The 17,356-nt window shown below is 66.7% G+C and carries 16 protein-coding genes and 2 tRNA genes; 7 read left to right on the top strand and 11 right to left on the bottom strand.

Annotation, left to right across the window (positions count from 1 at the left end; all coding sequences use genetic code 11):
- Positions 1–15 precede the first annotated feature (15 nt).
- Positions 16–996, bottom strand: a complete 981-nt coding sequence (locus ACWDUN_RS02125; protein ID WP_449926165.1) for an NAD(P)H-dependent glycerol-3-phosphate dehydrogenase — start codon at positions 994–996, stop codon at positions 16–18.
- A 61-nt stretch (positions 997–1,057) separates the two neighbouring features.
- Here ACWDUN_RS02125 and cofC point away from each other — a divergent pair, with 61 nt between their 5' ends.
- From cofC to mutT1, 3 genes are read left to right on the top strand one after another with little or no spacing between them, the layout of a single operon-like run.
- The gene (cofC, locus tag ACWDUN_RS02120) at positions 1,058–1,717 is read left to right on the top strand and encodes a 2-phospho-L-lactate guanylyltransferase (RefSeq protein WP_449923926.1); all 660 of its coding nucleotides are present in this window, start codon (positions 1,058–1,060) and stop codon (positions 1,715–1,717) included.
- Between the two features lie 44 nt (positions 1,718–1,761).
- Positions 1,762–3,933 (top strand): RNA degradosome polyphosphate kinase, encoded by a 2,172-nt coding sequence (locus tag ACWDUN_RS02115; protein WP_449923923.1) that lies wholly within the window; start codon positions 1,762–1,764, stop codon positions 3,931–3,933.
- A gap of 42 nt (positions 3,934–3,975) precedes the next feature.
- Positions 3,976–4,890: an 8-oxo-(d)GTP phosphatase MutT1 gene (gene mutT1 / locus ACWDUN_RS02110; RefSeq protein WP_449923920.1), complete on the top strand. Its 915-nt coding sequence runs from the start codon at positions 3,976–3,978 to the stop codon at positions 4,888–4,890.
- 56 nt (positions 4,891–4,946) lie between these two features.
- On the opposite strand, the gene ACWDUN_RS02105 is transcribed toward mutT1, so the two are convergent.
- From ACWDUN_RS02105 to leuC, 3 genes are all read right to left on the bottom strand, one after another.
- Entirely contained in the window at positions 4,947–5,606 is a 660-nt protein-coding gene (locus ACWDUN_RS02105) for an HU family DNA-binding protein (protein ID WP_449923917.1), read from the bottom strand.
- A 204-nt stretch (positions 5,607–5,810) separates the two neighbouring features.
- Positions 5,811–6,404 (bottom strand): 3-isopropylmalate dehydratase small subunit, encoded by a 594-nt coding sequence (gene leuD, locus ACWDUN_RS02100; RefSeq protein ID WP_449923914.1) that lies wholly within the window; start codon positions 6,402–6,404, stop codon positions 5,811–5,813.
- A 27-nt stretch (positions 6,405–6,431) separates the two neighbouring features.
- Positions 6,432–7,874 carry a 3-isopropylmalate dehydratase large subunit gene (gene leuC, locus ACWDUN_RS02095; protein WP_449923912.1) on the bottom strand — a complete coding sequence of 481 codons (1,443 nt, stop codon included), beginning with the start codon at positions 7,872–7,874 and terminating at the stop codon, positions 6,432–6,434.
- 75 nt (positions 7,875–7,949) lie between these two features.
- Between leuC and ACWDUN_RS02090 the strand changes: the two genes are divergently transcribed.
- A complete protein-coding gene (locus ACWDUN_RS02090; RefSeq protein ID WP_449923909.1) occupies positions 7,950–8,651 on the top strand; it encodes an IclR family transcriptional regulator in 702 nt (233 codons plus the stop codon).
- Positions 8,652–8,854: 203 nt separating this feature from the next.
- Here the strand turns inward: ACWDUN_RS02090 and ACWDUN_RS02085 are convergent.
- From ACWDUN_RS02085 to ACWDUN_RS02070, 4 genes are all read right to left on the bottom strand, one after another.
- Positions 8,855–8,927, bottom strand: a tRNA-Glu gene (locus ACWDUN_RS02085).
- Between the two features lie 64 nt (positions 8,928–8,991).
- Positions 8,992–9,063, bottom strand: a tRNA-Gln gene (locus ACWDUN_RS02080).
- A gap of 116 nt (positions 9,064–9,179) precedes the next feature.
- Entirely contained in the window at positions 9,180–10,631 is a 1,452-nt protein-coding gene (gene gltX / locus ACWDUN_RS02075) for a glutamate--tRNA ligase (protein ID WP_449923906.1), read from the bottom strand.
- Entirely contained in the window at positions 10,628–11,443 is an 816-nt protein-coding gene (locus ACWDUN_RS02070; RefSeq protein WP_449923903.1) for a fumarylacetoacetate hydrolase family protein, read from the bottom strand. Before ACWDUN_RS02070 ends, gltX begins: the two co-directional genes overlap by 4 nt.
- Before the next feature lie 129 nt (positions 11,444–11,572).
- Between ACWDUN_RS02070 and ACWDUN_RS02065 the strand changes: the two genes are divergently transcribed.
- From ACWDUN_RS02065 to ahpD, 3 genes are all read left to right on the top strand, one after another.
- On the top strand, positions 11,573–12,763 hold the full coding sequence (locus ACWDUN_RS02065) for an MFS transporter (RefSeq protein ID WP_449923900.1): 1,191 nt from the start codon (positions 11,573–11,575) through the stop codon (positions 12,761–12,763).
- Positions 12,764–12,899: 136 nt separating this feature from the next.
- Positions 12,900–13,487 carry a peroxiredoxin gene (locus ACWDUN_RS02060; protein ID WP_449923897.1) on the top strand — a complete coding sequence of 196 codons (588 nt, stop codon included), beginning with the start codon at positions 12,900–12,902 and terminating at the stop codon, positions 13,485–13,487.
- Between the two features lies 1 nt (position 13,488).
- A complete protein-coding gene (gene ahpD / locus ACWDUN_RS02055; protein ID WP_449923895.1) occupies positions 13,489–14,022 on the top strand; it encodes an alkyl hydroperoxide reductase AhpD in 534 nt (177 codons plus the stop codon).
- Positions 14,023–14,095: 73 nt separating this feature from the next.
- Here the strand turns inward: ahpD and ACWDUN_RS02050 are convergent, their stop codons facing one another.
- The 3 genes from ACWDUN_RS02050 to serA are packed head-to-tail and all read right to left on the bottom strand — an operon-like array spanning position 14,096 to position 17,344.
- Positions 14,096–14,710, bottom strand: a complete 615-nt coding sequence (locus ACWDUN_RS02050) for a dihydrofolate reductase family protein (RefSeq protein ID WP_449923893.1) — start codon at positions 14,708–14,710, stop codon at positions 14,096–14,098.
- Between the two features lie 40 nt (positions 14,711–14,750).
- Positions 14,751–15,761 (bottom strand): 3-isopropylmalate dehydrogenase, encoded by a 1,011-nt coding sequence (locus ACWDUN_RS02045; protein ID WP_449923890.1) that lies wholly within the window; start codon positions 15,759–15,761, stop codon positions 14,751–14,753.
- The gene (gene serA, locus ACWDUN_RS02040) at positions 15,758–17,344 is read right to left on the bottom strand and encodes a phosphoglycerate dehydrogenase (RefSeq protein WP_449923887.1); all 1,587 of its coding nucleotides are present in this window, start codon (positions 17,342–17,344) and stop codon (positions 15,758–15,760) included. Before serA ends, ACWDUN_RS02045 begins: the two co-directional genes overlap by 4 nt.
- Positions 17,345–17,356: the final 12 nt, after the last annotated feature.

Here is a 17,356-nt window from a genome sequence, read left to right as displayed (position 1 = left end):
CCTCGCCCCGGACGGCTATTCCGGCTTGGTGCTGCGACCCAGCAACAACATGACCGCCTGCTCGACCGACAGCCCGTGGTGGCAGACCTGGTAGACCGCGTCGGTCAGCGGCATCTCGACGTCATAGCTGGAGGCCAGCGCGAGCACCGACTGACACGAGGTGGCTCCCTCGGCAACGTGCCCCTGGGTGGCCTGCATGGCCGATTCCATCGATCCGCCCTGTCCCAGCCGCTCACCGAAGGTGCGGTTGCGCGATTGCGGCGACGTGCACGTCGCCACCAAGTCACCGACACCGGCCAGACCGGCCAACGTTGCCCCTTTGGCTCCCAATGCGATTCCCAGGCGCATGATCTCGGCCAGACCGCGGGTGATGATCGCCGCCGCGGTGTTCTCCCCCAGTCCCGCGCCGGCGGCCATGCCACAGGCCAGTGCGATGACGTTCTTGCAAGCCCCGCCGACCTCGGCGCCGACCACATCGGAGTTGGTATAGGGCCGGAAGTACGCGGTGGACATCGCCCGCTGCAGCGCGACGGCGCGGCCCGAGTCCGTACAGGCCACCACCGTCGCTGCGGGCTGTTCGTCGGCGACCTCCTTGGCCAGATTCGGCCCGGTGACCACCGCGACGCGTGCCGGGTCGGCACCGGTGACCTGGATGATGACCTGACTCATCCGCATCAGCGAATCGAGTTCGATGCCCTTGGCCAGGCTGACCAGCGTGGCATCGTCATCGATGAGGTGCTTCCAACTCTCCAGGTTGGGCCGCAGTGTCTGTGACGGCACACCGAGCAGCACCGTGCACGCACCGTCGAGCGCCTCGGCGGGGTCGCCGGTCGCCCGGATGCGCGCAGGCAACGGCACGTCACCGAGGTAGGCGGGGTTGCGGTGGGTGGCGTTGATCTCGTCGGCGAGTTCGGTCCGCCTGGTCCACAATCGGACACCGTTACCGGCGTCGGCCAGCACCTTCGCCAGTGCTGTTCCCCATGCTCCGGCACCCATCACCGCGGCTTCGACCACGGCTCAACCCTAGCCGTATTCCAGGTGCTGGCAGGATGGCGGTATGAGTGGCACCAGCGCACGGCCGGAGGTCGGCCTGCTGATCGCGGTGAAGCGACTGACCGCCGCCAAGACGCGGTTGGCGCCGGTGCTGTCGGCCGCAGCGCGCGAGCAGTTGGTGCTGGCGATGCTGACCGACACCATCACCGCCGCGGCCTCGGTGCCGACGGTGAGATCGATCACCGTGGTGACGCCGGACCCGGACGCCGCCGCGGCGGCGCGTGCGCTGGGTGCCCAGGTGTTCGCCGACCCCACACCGGGTGGTCACCCCGACCCGCTCAACCACGCGATCGGCACCGCCGAGCTGTCCAGTGTCACACCCAATCTCGTTGTCCTGCAGGGCGATCTACCGGCGCTGCGAACCGCCGAACTGGATGCCGCACTCGCCGAGGCCGAGCATCACCCGCGGAGTTTCGTCGGTGACCGGCACGGCACCGGTACCGCGGCCCTGTTCGCCTTCGGCGCCCCGCTGGACCCTCGGTTCGGACCGGAATCCACACGGCGTCATGCTGATTCGGGCGCGGTGGCGCTGACCGGTGATTGGCCCGGGCTGCGCTGCGATATCGACACCCCCGAGGATCTGACGGCGGCGTTGACACTCGGCGTGGGCGCGGCGACACGGCAGGTGGCCGGGCGGCTGTGCCCGACCGGTTGCCAGAGCTGACGGCGTTACTGGAATGCGCACCGGGGATAGGCGATGATCGAACCATGACTGAAGCCGAGACATCACCAGCAGACACCGAATGGACGACGGCGGACTCTGTGGACTCGGCCCCGGATGCGCCGCCGGCAGCCTCGGCCGCCACCATCGAGAACGCGCTTCCCGACGACCGTTACCTCAACCGCGAGCTGAGCTGGCTGGATTTCAACGCCCGCGTGCTCGCGCTGGCGGCCGACACTTCACTGCCGCTGTTGGAGCGCGCCAAGTTCCTGGCGATCTTCTCGTCGAATCTCGACGAGTTCTACATGGTCCGGGTTGCCGGTCTGAAACGTCGTGATGAGATGGGACTGTCGGTGCGTTCCGCCGACGGGCTCTCCCCGCGCGAGCAGTTGCGCCGTATCGGTGAGCGCACCCAGCAGATCTCCAGCCGGCATGCCCAGGTCTTCCTGGAGGCGGTGCGCCCGGCACTGGCCGAGCAGGGCATCCTGATCGTCAGCTGGGCCGACCTCGGCGAGGACGAGCGCTCCGCGCTGTCCACGTATTTCCACGAGCAGGTGTTCCCGGTGCTCACCCCGCTCGCGGTCGATCCCGCGCACCCCTTCCCCTTCGTGAGCGGGCTGAGCCTGAACCTGGCGATCACGGTCCGGCAGCCCGATGACGGCACGCAGCACTTCGCCCGAATCAAGGTGCCCGACAACGTCGACCGTTTCGTCGAACTGCCCCGCCGGGCCACCGAGGACGGCAACCCGGGTCCGGACCGTTTCCTTCCGCTGGAGGAACTCATCGGCGCGTTCCTGCCGGTTCTTTTCCCGGGACTGGAAATCGTGGAGCAGCACGCCTTCCGGATCACCCGCAACGCCGATTTCGAGGTCGCCGAGGATCGCGACGAAGATCTACTCCAGGCGCTCGAGCGCGAACTGGCCCGGCGCCGCTTCGGCTCACCGGTGCGGCTGGAAGTCGCCGACGATATGACCGAGAACATGCTCGAGCTGTTGTTACGTGAGCTCGACGTCCATCCCGGTGACGTCATCCAGGTTCCCGGACTGCTCGACCTTTCGTCACTGTGGCAGATCTACGGTGTGGACCGGCCGGATCTGAAGGACCGTCCGTTCGTGCCCGCCACCCCGGCCGCGTTCGGCGAACGCGAGACGCCCAAGAGCATCTTCTCGACGTTGCGCGACGGCGACGTGCTGGTGCACCACCCCTACGACTCGTTCTCGACGACGGTGCAGCGCTTCATCGAACAGGCCGCGGCCGATCCGAACGTGCTGGCCATCAAGCAGACTCTGTACCGCACCTCCGGCGACTCCCCGATCGTCAATGCGCTCATCGACGCCGCTGAGGCCGGCAAGCAGGTCGTCGCGCTGGTGGAGATCAAGGCGCGATTCGACGAACAGGCCAACATCAAGTGGGCCAGGGCGCTGGAACAGGCCGGCGTGCACGTGGTGTACGGCCTGATCGGTTTGAAGACGCACTGCAAGACCGCACTGGTGGTCCGCCGCGAGGGCTCGACGATTCGTCGGTACTGCCATATCGGCACCGGCAACTACAACCCGAAAACCGCCCGGCTGTATGAAGATGTGGGTCTGTTGACCGCCGCTCCCGATATCGGGGCCGATCTGACGGATCTGTTCAACTCACTGACCGGGTATTCGCGCAAGGTCTCCTACCGCAACCTGTTGGTGGCGCCGCACAGTGTCCGCAACGGCATCATCGAACGGATCGAGCAGGAGACCGCGGCGCATCTGGACGACGGCCAGGGTCGGATCCGGTTGAAGGCCAACGCCCTGGTCGACGAACAGGTCATCGACGCGCTCTACCGTGCATCGCAGGCCGGGGTGCGGGTCGAGGTGGTGGTGCGCGGTATCTGTGCGTTGCGGCCGGGCCAACCGGGCCTGTCCGAGAACATCGTGGTGCGTTCGATTCTCGGCCGTTTTCTGGAACACTCCCGAATTATTCATTTCCGCGCCATCAACCAGTTCTGGATCGGCAGCGCGGACATGATGCATCGTAATCTCGACCGTCGCGTCGAGGTCATGGCACAGGTCAAGGATCAACGGCTGACCACCCAGCTGGACGAGATGTTCGAGTCCGCCATGGATCCGGCGACCCGGTGCTGGGAGCTGCAGCCCGACGGTCGCTGGACCGCTCTGCCGTTGCCCGGCCAGACCGTGCGCGACCACCAGGTCGAGCTGATGGCCAGACACCGCGCACCTTGATCGGCCGCCCCTGTCCGCCACCGGCAGTACGAAGGAGTTGATGTGTCGGACGCCCCGACCCGTCGCAAGAGGAAGACAGTTCACGCGGCGGGGGCGGTGTTATGGCGTGATCACGACGGGCGCACCGAAGTTGCCGTGGTGCACCGGCCGCGCTACGACGACTGGTCGCTGCCCAAGGGCAAGGTCGATCCCGGCGAGACCCATCCGGTCACCGCGGTCCGTGAGATCGGTGAGGAAACCGGCTTCGCCAGCCGTCTGGGCCGACGCCTGCACGTGATCAGCTACCCGGTCGGTGAGACCACCAAACGTGTTGTCTATTGGGCGGCGCACGCGGTGGACGGCAGTTTCAATCCCGCCGACGAGGTCGACGAGCTGCTCTGGTTGACCCCGGATGCGGCGATGAAGAAGCTGGCCTACCCGGCCGACCGGAAGGTGCTGCGCCGCTTTGGCAAAGCGCCGCACGACACCGAGACCCTGTTGATCGTGCGGCACGGCCGGGCAGGCTCACGGTCGAAGTACTCCGGGGACGACCGCAACCGGCCACTGGACAAGCGCGGTCGGGCTCAGGCGGAATCGCTGGTGGGCCAACTGCTCGCCTTCGGCGCGACCGCGGTCCACGCCGCACCGCGGGTGCGCTGCACACAGACCGTCGAGCCGCTGGCCCAGGAACTGGGCGTCTCGATCGAGCTCGAATCCACCCTGACCGAAGAGGCCTACGCCGAGGATCACAAGGCCGCCCGCCGACGGGTTCTGGAGATCGCCGAAGGCGGTGGCGTTCCGGTGATCTGCACCCAGGGCGCGGTGATCCCCGATCTGGTCAAGTGGTGGTCCGACCGGGCGGGTGTGCGGCCGGACAAGTCGCGCAACCGCAAGGGCAGCACCTGGGTGCTCTCCTCGGCCGGTGGCGTACCGGTCGCCGCCGACCACATCGGCAGCCCCCTGGCGATTCTGGAATGACACGCAAAAGCACCCCAAACCAGCCGGTTTGGGGTGCTTTTGGTGGGTGATCCGATTTAGCGACGGCCGCGCTTGGCCGGAGCCTTCTTGGCCGGTGCCTTCTTGGCCGGAGCCTTGGCGGCGGTGGCCTTCTTGGCCGGAGCCGCCTTCTTGGCCGGTGCGGCCTTCTTGGCGGCGGTGGCCTTCTTGGCCGGAGCGGCCTTCTTGGCGGCGGTGGCCTTCTTGGCCGGAGCCGCCTTCTTGGCGGCGGTGGCCTTCTTCGCCGGAGCCGCCTTCTTGGCCGCGGTGGCCTTCTTCGCCGGAGCCGCCTTCTTGGCGGCCGGTGCGGCCTTCTTCACCGCTGCGCGCTTGGCCGGAGCGGCCTTCTTGGCGGCGGTGCGCTTGGCCGGGGCGGCCGAGACACCACGCTTGACGGCCGGGCCGTCAGCCGGGAGACGCTGCGCGCCAGAGACAACCGCCTTGAATTGAGCGCCGGGGCGGAAGGCCGGAACCGACGTCGGCTTGACCTTGACCGTCTCGCCGGTGCGCGGGTTACGGGCCACACGGGCGGCGCGACGACGCTGCTCGAAGACGCCGAAGCCGGTGATGGTGACGCTCTCGCCCTTGTGCACAGCGCGCACGATGGTGTCGACGATGTTCTCAACCGCGGCAGTAGCCTGTCGACGATCGGTGCCCAACTTGGTTGTGAGTGCGTCGATGAGCTCTGCTTTGTTCATGCAAACCCTCCGAAGTCCAGTGGTCCACCTTGGACCGACTAGAGGACACGGTAAACCCATTTGCTGCATATTTCCAAGAGCCACGCGCAGTTTCAGGCGTAGCTGAGAGATATTCAGGCAATCCGGTTGGCCCACTTAGGTAGTGGTACCGGCGTCTGAGAAAGCGGTTGCCGGGCCATATTTGGCGGCCCGGAACCGGTGAATTCAGGCCGGCAGAGTGCGCGGTTTGAAGCTCGGGCGAGCCTGCTCGTACGTCTCGATTTCGTCCTGTTTCCGCAGCGTAAGGCCTATATCGTCGAGTCCTTCGAGCAGCCGCCAGGCGGTGTAGTCATCAATCGTGAACGGCACCATGACCGTTCCGGCGGCGATGGTTCGATCTTGAAGATTCACAGTGATTTCCAACCCCGGATTCTGCTCGATCAGCTTCCAGAGAAGTTCGACATCATCATGGGTGACTTCGGCCGCCAGAAGGCCGGCTTTTCCGGCATTGCCGCGGAAGATATCGGCGAACCGGGACGAGATGACGACCCGGAATCCGTAATCCATGAGCGCCCAGACGGCGTGTTCCCGGGACGAACCGGTGCCGAAATCGGGTCCCGCGACCAGCACCGACCCTTTGTCGAAGGGCGCCTGATTGAGGATGAAGGCCGGATCGGTGCGCCAGGCGGCGAACAATCCGTCTTCGAAACCCGTTCGGGTGACCCGCTTCAAATACACCGCGGGAATGATCTGATCGGTGTCCACATTCGAGCGCCGCAGCGGGACGCCGATGCCCTTGTGGATCTGGAATGCCTGCATGTTCTGGTACTCCTTGCGGTTCGAAATCTAGGCGTTCGCGACGCGGGCCAGATCGGCCGGCGACGACAGGGTTCCGCGCACAGCGGTGGCCGCGGCGACGGCGGGCGAAACCAGATGGGTTCGACCGCCCTTGCCCTGCCGGCCCTCGAAATTGCGGTTCGAGGTTGAGGCGCACCGCTCGCCAGGAGAGAGTGTGTCGGGATTCATACCCAGGCACATCGAGCAACCGGCCTGGCGCCACTCGGCGCCTGCGGCGGTGAAGATTTCTCCCAGACCTTCGGATTCGGCCTGCGCACGGACCCGCATCGACCCGGGCACGACGAGCATGCGGACTCCGTCGGCCACCTTGCGGCCGTCCAGGATCTCGGCGACCACCCGCAGATCCTCGATCCGACCGTTGGTGCAGGAGCCGACGAACACGGCGTCGACCGCGATATCGCGCATCGGCGTACCGGCCCGAAGGTCCATGTAGGTCAATGCTTTCTCGGCGGCCTGACGCTCGTCATCGCTGAGCATCATCTCCGGATCCGGCACGTCGGCGGACAGCGGGACGCCCTGTCCGGGGTTGGTCCCCCAGGTGACGAACGGGCTCAGCGATGCCGCATCCAGGTAGACCTCGGTGTCGAATTCGGCTCCCTCGTCGGTGCGCAACTGCCGCCAGGCCGCCACGGCCGCGTCCCAGTCAGCGCCGGTCGGGGCGTGCGGTCGGCCCTTGAGGAACTCGAAGGTGGTCTCGTCCGGCGCGACCATGCCGGCGCGGGCGCCCGCCTCGATGCTCATGTTGCAGATCGTCATCCGGCCTTCCATCGACAACGATTCGATGGCACTGCCCCGGTATTCGATGACATGTCCCTGCCCACCGCCGGTGCCGATCTTCGCGATCACCGCCAGGATGATGTCCTTGGCACTCACGCCCTCGGGCAGCTCGCCGTCGACGTTGACCGCCATGGTCTTGAACGGTTTGAGGGCCAAAGTCTGCGTCGCCAGGACATGTTCGACCTCCGAGGTGCCGATCCCCATGGCGATGGACCCGAACGCGCCGTGGGTGGACGTGTGGCTGTCGCCGCACACGATCGTCATACCTGGCTGCGTGAGACCCAGTTGCGGGCCGATGATGTGCACGATGCCCTGTTCGGCATCGCCCATCGGGTGCAGGCGGATTCCGAATTCCTCGCAGTTGCGGCGCAGCGTCTCCACCTGGGTGCGCGACACCGGGTCGGCGATCGGCTTGTCGATATCGACGGTCGGAACGTTGTGGTCCTCGGTGGCGATGGTCAGATCCGGTCGCCGCACCGGGCGGCCGGCCAGCCGCAGACCGTCGAAGGCCTGCGGGCTGGTGACCTCGTGCACCAGGTGCAGGTCGATGTAGATCAAATCGGGTTCTTTGGCGGTACCCTCGCCGGCGCCGCGGGACACCACATGCTGATCCCAGACCTTTTCGGCCAGGGTGCGCGGTTTTGCTTGCTCCATTGGGTTCTCTATTCACCTCGGGCGTCCGCCGTGACGGGCTGGCAATCTCACGATGCGGAACGCTAGTATCTCCCTGTGAGACAGGATAGCGGCATCGGCGTCCTCGACAAAGCGGTGGGTGTACTGCACACGGTGGCCGAGTCACCGTGCGGGCTCGCCGAATTGTGTGAGCGCACGGGTCTGCCACGGGCCACCGCGCACCGGCTGGCCGCGGGCCTGGAGGTCCATCGCCTGCTGGCCCGTGACAACGAAGGCCGGTGGCGGCTGGGGCCGGCGCTGACCGAACTGGCCGGGCAGGTCAACGATCCGCTGCTGGCCGCCGGTGCCACGGTGTTGCCCCGGCTGCGCGAGTTGACCGGTGAAAGCGTCCAGCTCTACCGGCGAGAGGGCAATTCCCGGGTCTGTGTGGCCTCTTTGGAGCCACCGGTCGGGTTGCGCGACACCGTCCCGGTGGGCACGCGGCTGCCGATGACGGCCGGCTCGGGGGCCAAAGTGTTGTTGGCCTACAGCGATACCGCGACGCAACAGGCGATCCTGCCGGCCGCCAAGTTCACCGAACGCACGCTGGCCGAGGTGCGCAAGCGTGGTTGGGCCCAGAGCGCCGCCGAGCGCGAGACCGGCGTCGCGAGCGTGTCCGCGCCCGTGCGGGATGGACGCGGCGCGGTGATCGCGGCCATCTCGGTGTCCGGGCCGATCGATCGCATGGGCCGTCGGCCCGGGGCGCGCTGGGCCGCCGATCTGCTGGCCGCCTCCGAGGCATTGACTCGACGGTTGTGATTCTCGGCACGGGGCGCGTCGTCCGGGTACGTCCGTTCAGCCGAGTTGCGTCGGGCCACACCAGACTGAACCCATGCACACGATCCCGGCTCCCGGGCGTACCTCAGCTCAGCCCATTCACACCTCAGCCCACGAGACTGAACTCACGTAGAAAACCCGACATACAAAAGGCGCCCGCTCCGGATCGGAGCGGGCGCCTGCTGTACCCCCGATGGGATTCGAACCCACGCTACCGCCGTGAGAGGGCGGCGTCCTAGGCCGCTAGACGACGGGGGCTAGAACATCTTCCGGACGGAAAGCATAGCTCAGGAGCTTGTGCTGACCTAATCGCCCGGAGGCGCTGGGGTACCAGGACTCGAACCTAGAATGGCTGAACCAGAATCAGCTGTGTTGCCAATTACACCATACCCCATTTGATGCTCATCCCTGCAGGTCAGAGCATCTTTTGGTCCGATTCTCACGCTTGAGGGTCACTCCGTTGTGGTTATCGGGCCGACGAGCAGACTACCAAAGATTTCGGACCACTTTTCACACCCGGTCCCTGGCCGCCGCCAAACGCGCCAAGCTGCGGTCACGTCCCAGCAGTTCCATGGACTCGAACAGCGGCGGACTGATCGTGGCGCCGGTGACCGCCACCCGCAGCGGGCCGAAGGCCTTCCGAGGTTTGAGCTCCAGACCGTCCAGCAGCGCCACCTTCAGCGCATCCTCGATCGCCGCGGTGGTCCACTGTCCCAGGCCCTGCAACGCTGCCAGGGACGCGTCGAGCACCGCAGCCGCCTCGGGCTTGAGTTCCTTGGCCGCGGCCTTCTCGTCGATCTGGTAGCTGGCGTCGTCGAAGAACTTCAACAGGTCCCATGCGTCGCCGAGCACCACGATGCGCGTCTGCACCAGCGCGGCCGCCTCGGCGAAGCCGGCCTCGTCCAGACCGGTGTCATGACCGTGCGTGTCCAGGTAGGCGCGCAGGCGCGCGGTGAAGTCCTCGGGGCTCAACAACCGGATGTGCTCGGCGTTGATGGCATCGGCCTTCTTCTGATCGAAACGGGCCGGGTTGGAGTTGACGTCGACGACGTCGAACGCGGCCACCATCTCGTCGAGGCTGAACAGGTCGCGATCATCGGCGATCCCCCAGCCCAGCAGCGCCAGATAGTTGAGCAGACCCTCCGGGATGAACCCGCGATCGCGGTGCAGGAACAGGTTGGACTGCGGATCTCGTTTGGACAGCTTCTTGTTGCCGTCGCCCAGAACGCTTGGCAGGTGGGCGAACTCCGGGATGAAATCGGTCACACCGACGCGGATCAGGGCCTGGTACAACGCTAGCTGGCGCGGCGTGGAGGGCAGCAGATCCTCACCGCGCAGCACATGGGTGACCTTCATCAGCGCGTCGTCGACCGGATTGACCAAGGTGTACAAGGGATCGCCGCTGGCCCGGGTGATGGCGAAATCGGGCACCACCCCGGCGGCGAAGGTCGTCTCACCGCGCACCAGGTCGGTCCATGACAGGTCGGCATCGGGCATCCGCAGGCGCAGCACCGGCTTGCGCCCCTGCGCCTCGAACTGCGCGCGCTGGGCGTCGGTGAGTTCGCGATCGTGATTGTCGTAGCCGAGTTTGGGATTGCGACCGGCCGCCACATGGCGCGCCTCCACCTCCTCCGGCGACGAATAGGCCGGATACACCTCACCGGCGTCGAGCAGTTTGGCGATCACCTCGCGGTAGATCTCGGAGCGCTCGGACTGCCGGTACGGCCCGTAGGGGCCACCGATCTCCGGACCCTCGTCCCAGTCCAACCCCAACCAGCGCAAGGCATCCAGAATGGCGTCGTAGCTCTCCTGGCTGTCGCGGGCGGCGTCGGTGTCTTCGATGCGAAAGACGAAAGTGCCACCGGTGTGGCGGGCGTACGCCCAGTTGAACAGCGCGGTGCGGACCAGCCCGACGTGCGGGGTGCCCGTGGGCGATGGGCAGAAACGAACGCGAACGGTCACGACGACTTTCCTTTGCGCACAACGGGATTGGAGAGGGTGCCGATACCCTCGATGGTGATGCTGACGGTGTCACCGTCTTCTATCGGCCCGACACCCTCGGGCGTCCCGGTCAGGATCAGGTCACCGGGCAGCAGCGTCATGACCGCCGACACCCATTCGACGATGGCACCGACATCGTGCAGCAGCAGCGCGGTGTTGCTCTGCTGACGGATCTCGACCTCGGGCGCGGAGTCCTGGCCCTGACGCATGATCTCGGTGCGAAGGTCCAGACCCGACGGGTCCACCGCGGTTTCGATCCAAGGACCGACCGGGCAGAAGGTGTCGTGCCCCTTGGCCCGCATCCACTGCCCGTCCTTGGCCTGCTGATCGCGCGCGGACACGTCATTGGCGATGGTGTAGCCGAGGATGTAGTCGGCGGCCTTGGCCGCGGGCACGTCCTTGCAAGGGCGTTCGATGACGATGGCCAGCTCACCCTCGTGATGGACCGGGTGGGCGTCGGCGGGCAGCTGGATGGGGACGTTGGGTCCGATGATCGCGGTGTTGGGCTTGAGGAAGATGACCGGATCTTCGGGTTCCTGCATGGCGGACTCGCGCGCGTGCGCCGAATAGTTCAGGCCCATGCACACCACCTTCGACGCCAGGATCGGCGCCAGCAGCCGCACATCGGCCAGTGGCCAACTGCGACCCGTGAAGGTGGGGTTGCGCGACAGGTACTGCTCGGCGATCTCGCGGCACACCGCATCGGAGTTCGAGTCGCCCTCGATAGCCACGAAGGCGACCCCGTCTGGACTGGCAATTCGACCGAGGCGCATGCATCCAGCCTAATGAGCGCCACATACCTGGCGACGCGCCGGGCGGGTGACCGCCACACCCGCTTGGTGGAAGTTCATATGATGGGAAACCGATTCAATATTTTGAGATGTGCGTGGCACCATGAGGTCATGGCCAGGGAATCCATCGGTACGGCTCGCCGCTGGTCCATGCTGGTGGTGGCGCTCACCGCAACCACCTGCGCCAACGTGTTCATCAACGGCGCGGCCTTTCTCATCCCCACGTTGCACACCGAGCGTGGGGTGGATCTGGCCGCCGCCGGATTGCTCTCGGCGATGCCCAGTTTCGGCCTGGTGCTGACGTTGATCGCGTGGGGGTGGCTGGTCGACCGGGTCGGTGAGCGCATCGTGCTGACCGCCGGATCGGCACTCACCGCGGCCTTCGCCTTCGGCGCCGCATCGGTGCATTCGCTGTTCGCCGTCGGCGCGTTCCTCTTGCTCGGCGGCATGGCGGCGGCGAGTAGCAACTCCGCGAGTGGGCGCGTAGTCGTCGGCTGGTTCCCACCCGAACAGCGCGGATTGGCGATGGGAATCCGCCAGACCGCCACCCCACTGGGCGTCGGACTGGGCGCGCTGGTGATTCCGCGGGTGGCCGAAAGCCACGGTGTTGCCACTGCACTGCTGTTCCCGGCGGTGGTCTGCGTGCTGTCGGCAGTCATCTGTGCGGTGGGCGTGCTCGACCCGCCCCGGCCGCCGCGCGCCGAGGCGCCGGCCGAACATCTGGCCAACCCCTACCGCGGATCATCGATACTGTGGCGCATCCACGCGGTCTCCGTGCTGCTGGTGATCCCTCAGGGTTTCCTGTGGACGTTCACCTTGGTATGGCTGATGACCGAGCGCGGGTGGTCGGCGGCCTCGGCTGGTGCGCTCGTCACCGTGGCCCAGATTCTCGGCGCCGGTGGGCGTATCGCTGCGGGCCGGTGGTCCGATGTCGTCGGATCCCGGTTGCGGCCCATCCGCTCGATCGCCGCGGCGGCCGCGGTGACGATGGCAGCACTCGCCGTGACCGATGCGCTGGATTCGCCGGTGAGCATCGCGCTGATGATCATCGCCGCGGTGGTCACCGTGTCCGACAACGGTTTGGCGTTCACCGCGATCGCCGAGATCGCCGGCCCATTCTGGAGCGGTCGCGCCCTGGGGACGCAGAACACCAGCCAGCACCTCGCCACCGCGCTGGGGTCACCGCTGTTCGGCGGACTGATCGCGATCGCGGGCTTCCCGGTGGCCTTCGCGGTGTGTGCGGTGTCCGCGCTGCTGGCGTTCCCATTGGTGCCGGCGGACCTCGACACCTCCCCGAAATAACACACCCGCGAACGACTTTCGGCCACACCCCCCTGTGGCGACCATCACGGCGGCAAGGGTTGTCGTCGCCATGGCCGAACCGGCAGAATCGAGACGAACATTGGAATAATTCCAAATTAGAAGGAGTGTTTCGGCGATGCCCTTGCTCACGATCGGCGACCAATTCCCCGCTTATGACCTGACCGCAGTCATCGGTGGTGACCTGTCCAAGGTCGACGCCAAGCAGCCCGACGACTATTTCACCCGCATCACCAGTTCCGACCACGACGGCAAGTGGCGCATAGTGTTCTTCTGGCCCAAGGACTTCACGTTCGTATGCCCCACCGAGATCGCCGCATTCGGCAAGCTCAACGATGAATTCGAGGACCGTGACGCCAAGGTTCTCGGCGTCTCCGTGGACAACGAGTTCGTGCACTTCCAGTGGCGTGCCCAGCACGACGAGCTGAAGAAGCTTCCGTTCCCGATGGTTTCGGATCTCAAGCGCGAACTCGCCACCGCCGCGGGCGTGCTCAACGCCGAGGGCGTGGCCGACCGGGCGACCTTCATCGTCGACCCGAACAATGAGATCCAGTTCGTCTCGGTCACCGCGGGTTCGGTCGGCCGCAATGTCGACGAGGTACTGCGCGTTCTCGACGCACTGCAGTCCGACGAGCTGTGCGCGTGCAACTGGCGCAAGGGTGATCCGACCATCGACGCCGGCGAACTGCTGGCCGAGGCGGTCTGACATGTCCATCGACAACATCAAGGACGCGCTGCCCGAGTACGCCAAGGACCTCAAGCTGAATCTGGGTGCCATCTCGCGCAGCACCGAACTCAACGAGCAGCAACTGTGGGGCGCTCTGGTGGCCACCGCAGCGGCCACCAAGTCGCAGCGATTGCTGCGCGAGATCGCCGAGGACGCACTCGACGTGCTGTCCGAGGAGGCCTACAACGCCGCCCTCGGCGCGGCCGCCATCATGGGCATGAACAACGTGTTCTACCGCACCAAGGGCCAGCTCGACGGCCGCTACGATGATCTGCGGGCGGGCCTGCGGATGAACATCATCGCCAATCCCGGTGTGGCCAAGGAGGATTTCGAGCTGTGGTCGCTGGCGGTGTCGGCGATCAACGGCTGCGGGCACTGCCTTGCCGCACACGAGACCGTGCTTCGTGACGCCGGCGTGGACCGCAGCGTGATCTTCGAGGCCATCCGATTGGCGTCGATCGTCTCGGGTGTGGCCCAGGCGCTCTCGACCGCGGATGCGCTCGCGACGGTATGACGCGCTCGTTCTCGGGCAAGCGAACTCCCGCCCTTCGGCATGGAAGGGCGGGAGTTTTCGCATTGCGCCTCGATCAGGACACCGCGGCCATGTCACCGGTCGCCGGTACTCCGTCGATCAGACCGTACTGCAGGTGCACGATGCCGTTGGGCCCCGTCGCAGGTGGTGCCAACAACGTGACGTTGGTCGGCACCACGCCCGCATCGAATACCTTTTTGCCCGTGCCCAACATGATCGGGTGCACCCACAGATCGAGACGGTCGAACAGCTTCTTCCGCAGCAAGGTCTGCACCAGGTTAAGGCTTCCGACCACCTTCACCTTCTCGTGCCGGCGTCGTACCTCATGCACCGCGGTCACCAGGTCCGGACCCAACAGCGTCGACCCCGACCACGACAGCTCCGGGTTGCCGCGCGATGCCACGTATTTCGGGATGGTGTTGAACAACGTGCCGAAATCGTCGGTCTGGCCCGGCCAGTGCGCGGCGAAGATGTCGTAGGTGCGCCGTCCGAGCAGCAGCGCATCGGTGCCCTGATACGCGGTGTCGACCTGCGCCCCGGACACCTCGTCGATCAGCGGCGCCTGCCAGCCGCCGAAGGCGAACCCGCGCTCGCGGTCCTCATCGGGGCCGCCGGGTGCCTGCCCGACGAGGTCGAGTGTGGTGAACAGTTCGATATCGATGACTCCCATGCCGGATAGACCGGCATGGGGCCACGAAGTCATCGCAGAGCTACAGCAGCGACAGGATCCGGTCGCCGACCTCGGCGGTGGACAGCGTCGCCGCGCCGCGAGTGGCCAGATGCTCGGCGACGGCGTTGTCCACCCGCGCGGCCGCGGCGTCCTCGCCGACATGCGCGAGCAGCAGCGCCACGCTCATCACCGCCGCGGTGGGATCGGCGATGCCCTGCCCGGCGATATCGGGGGCGCTGCCGTGCACCGGTTCGAACATCGACGGATTGCTGCGGGTGGCATCGATATTGCCGCTGGCGGCCAGTCCGATCCCGCCGCAGACGGCGGCCGCCAGATCGGTGATGATATCGCCGAACAGGTTGTCGGTGACGATGACATCGAAACGGCCCGGGTCGGTGACCATGTGGATGGTTGCGGCGTCGATGTGCTGATAGGCGACCTCGACATCGGGATACTCGGCGCCGACCTCGGCGACCACCCGCGACCAGAGGCTGCCCGCGAAGGCCAGCACGTTGGTCTTGTGCACCAGCGTCACATGCTTGCGCCTGTTCTGCGCACGCGCGAACGCATCCCGTACCACCCGCTCGACGCCGAAGGCGGTGTTGACACTGACCTCGGTGGCCACCTCATGCGGCGTCCCGACGCGCAGCGCGCCACCGTTGCCGGTGTAGGGCCCCTCGGTCCCTTCGCGCACCACCACGAAGTCGATACCGGTCACACCCGAAAGTGGACTGGTCACACCGGGATAGAGCCGGCCCGGCCGCAGGTTGACGTGATGATCCAGGGCGAAGCGCAGTTTGAGCAGCATCCCGCGCTCCAGCACCCCGCTGGGCACCGACGGATCACCGATCGCGCCGAGCAGGATCGCGTCGTAGCCGCGCAGTTCCTCGATGGTCGCCTCGGTGAGCAGCTCGCCGCTGGCGTGGTACCGGCGCGCGCCCAGGTCGTACTCGGTGCGGTCCACGCCAGGCAGCACCGCGTCGAGCACGCGCAAGGCCTGATCGATGACCTCGGGACCGATGCCGTCACCGGCAATCACAGCGAGTTTCATGCGAGATCGACCACTTCCAGCGTGGTGGCGCCGACCGCCGAGGCGATCGCGGCGCGCACATCCTGCGGCACATCGGTGTCCAGACGCAGCATCACGGTCGCACTCTCACCGCTGGCATCCTGGCTCATCTGCGCGGCCAGGATGTTGACGTCCGCGCCGCCGAGCAGGGTGCCGATCTTGCCGAGCGCCCCGGGCTGATCGGTGTAGTTGACGATCAGGTTGACGCCTTCGGCGCGCAGATCCAGGTTGCGGCCGTTGATCTGGACGATTTTCTGCACCAGCTGCGGACCGGACAGCGTGCCCGCGACGTTGAGCGCACCGCCGTCGGCATAGACCGCGCGGACATCCACCACGCTGCGGTGGTTGGGGCTCTCGCTGGCAGTGCTGATCTCGGCGGTCACACCACGATCCTTGGCCAGCGCCGGGGCGTTGACGAAGGTCACCTGCTCGTCGACGACAGCGGAGAACAGCCCGCGCAGTGCCGACAACCGCAGGATCTCAACATCTTCCGACGCCAGCTCACCGCGCACCTGCACCGAAAGCGATACCGGAGCGGCCTCGGCCAGCGATCCGACCAGCAGGCCCAGCTTGCGGACCAGATCCAGCCACGGCGACACCTCCTCGCCGACGGCTCCCCCGCCGACATTGACCGCGTCGGGGACGAACTCACCCGCCAACGCCAGCTTCACGCTGGCGGCCACGTCGGTGCCGGCACGGTCCTGCGCCTCGGCCGTCGACGCCCCCAGATGCGGGGTGACCACGACCTGCGGCAGCTCGAACAACGGGCTGTCGGTGCACGGCTCGGTGGCGAACACGTCCAGACCCGCGGCGCGCACATGGCCGCTGGTGATGGCATCGGCCAGTGCCTGCTCGTCGATCAGGCCGCCGCGTGCGGCGTTGACGATGATGACGCCGGGCTTGGTCTTGGCCAGATTCTCCCTGCCGAGCAGGCCCGCGGTCTCCTTGGTCTTCGGCAGGTGCACCGAGATGAAGTCGGCCCGGCTCAGCAGTTCGTCCAGACCGACGAGTTCGATGCCGATCTGCGCGGCGCGGGCGGTGGACACATAGGGGTCATAGGCGATGACATGGGTGCCGAAGGCGGCCAGCCGCGCCGCGACCAGTTGGCCGATACGGCCCAGACCGACCACACCGACGGTCTTGCCATAGATTTCGGTGCCCGAGAACGAGGACCGCTTCCAGGTGTGATCGCGCAGCGTGGCATCGGCGGCGGGGACCTGGCGGGCCGCCGACAGCAGCAGTGCCAGCGCGTGCTCGGCGGCGCTGTGGATGTTCGAGGTCGGCGCGTTGACCACCAGCACACCGCGGGCGGTGGCGGCGTCGACGTCCACGTTGTCCAGGCCGACGCCGGCGCGGGCGACGATCTTCAGTTTGGGCGCGGCGGCCATGACCTCGGCGTCGACGGTGGTGGCCGAGCGCACCAGCAGGGCGTCGGCGTCGGCGACGGCGGCCAGCAGCTTGGGCCGGTCCGGACCGTCCACCCAGCGGACCTCTACCTGGTCACCGAGAGCGGCAACGGTCGACTCGGCAAGCTTGTCGGCGATCAGTACAACGGGAAGACTCACGGCGCTACAGCC

The sequence above is a fragment of the Mycobacterium sp. NPDC003323 genome, from assembly GCF_053589535.1.
The sequence above is the reverse complement of the archived record's forward strand: the minus strand, read 5'-3'. Positions and strand labels throughout refer to the sequence as shown.

Bases quoted from the DNA above. Each gene is read 5' to 3' on its own strand.
- ACWDUN_RS02125 (WP_449926165.1), bottom strand. From the start codon at position 996: ATGGGTGCCGGAGCATGGGGAACAGCACTGGCGAAGGTGCTGGCCGAC.
- cofC (WP_449923926.1), top strand. From the start codon at position 1,058: ATGAGTGGCACCAGCGCACGGCCGGAGGTCGGCCTGCTGATCGCGGTG.
- ACWDUN_RS02115 (WP_449923923.1), top strand. From the start codon at position 1,762: ATGACTGAAGCCGAGACATCACCAGCAGACACCGAATGGACGACGGCG.
- ACWDUN_RS02105 (WP_449923917.1), bottom strand. From the start codon at position 5,606: ATGAACAAAGCAGAGCTCATCGACGCACTCACAACCAAGTTGGGCACC.
- leuD (WP_449923914.1), bottom strand. From the start codon at position 6,404: ATGCAGGCATTCCAGATCCACAAGGGCATCGGCGTCCCGCTGCGGCGC.
- leuC (WP_449923912.1), bottom strand. From the start codon at position 7,874: ATGGAGCAAGCAAAACCGCGCACCCTGGCCGAAAAGGTCTGGGATCAG.
- ACWDUN_RS02070 (WP_449923903.1), bottom strand. From the start codon at position 11,443: ATGCGCCTCGGTCGAATTGCCAGTCCAGACGGGGTCGCCTTCGTGGCT.
- ACWDUN_RS02065 (WP_449923900.1), top strand. From the start codon at position 11,573: ATGGCCAGGGAATCCATCGGTACGGCTCGCCGCTGGTCCATGCTGGTG.
- ACWDUN_RS02060 (WP_449923897.1), top strand. From the start codon at position 12,900: ATGCCCTTGCTCACGATCGGCGACCAATTCCCCGCTTATGACCTGACC.
- ahpD (WP_449923895.1), top strand. From the start codon at position 13,489: ATGTCCATCGACAACATCAAGGACGCGCTGCCCGAGTACGCCAAGGAC.
- ACWDUN_RS02050 (WP_449923893.1), bottom strand. From the start codon at position 14,710: ATGGGAGTCATCGATATCGAACTGTTCACCACACTCGACCTCGTCGGG.
- ACWDUN_RS02045 (WP_449923890.1), bottom strand. From the start codon at position 15,761: ATGAAACTCGCTGTGATTGCCGGTGACGGCATCGGTCCCGAGGTCATC.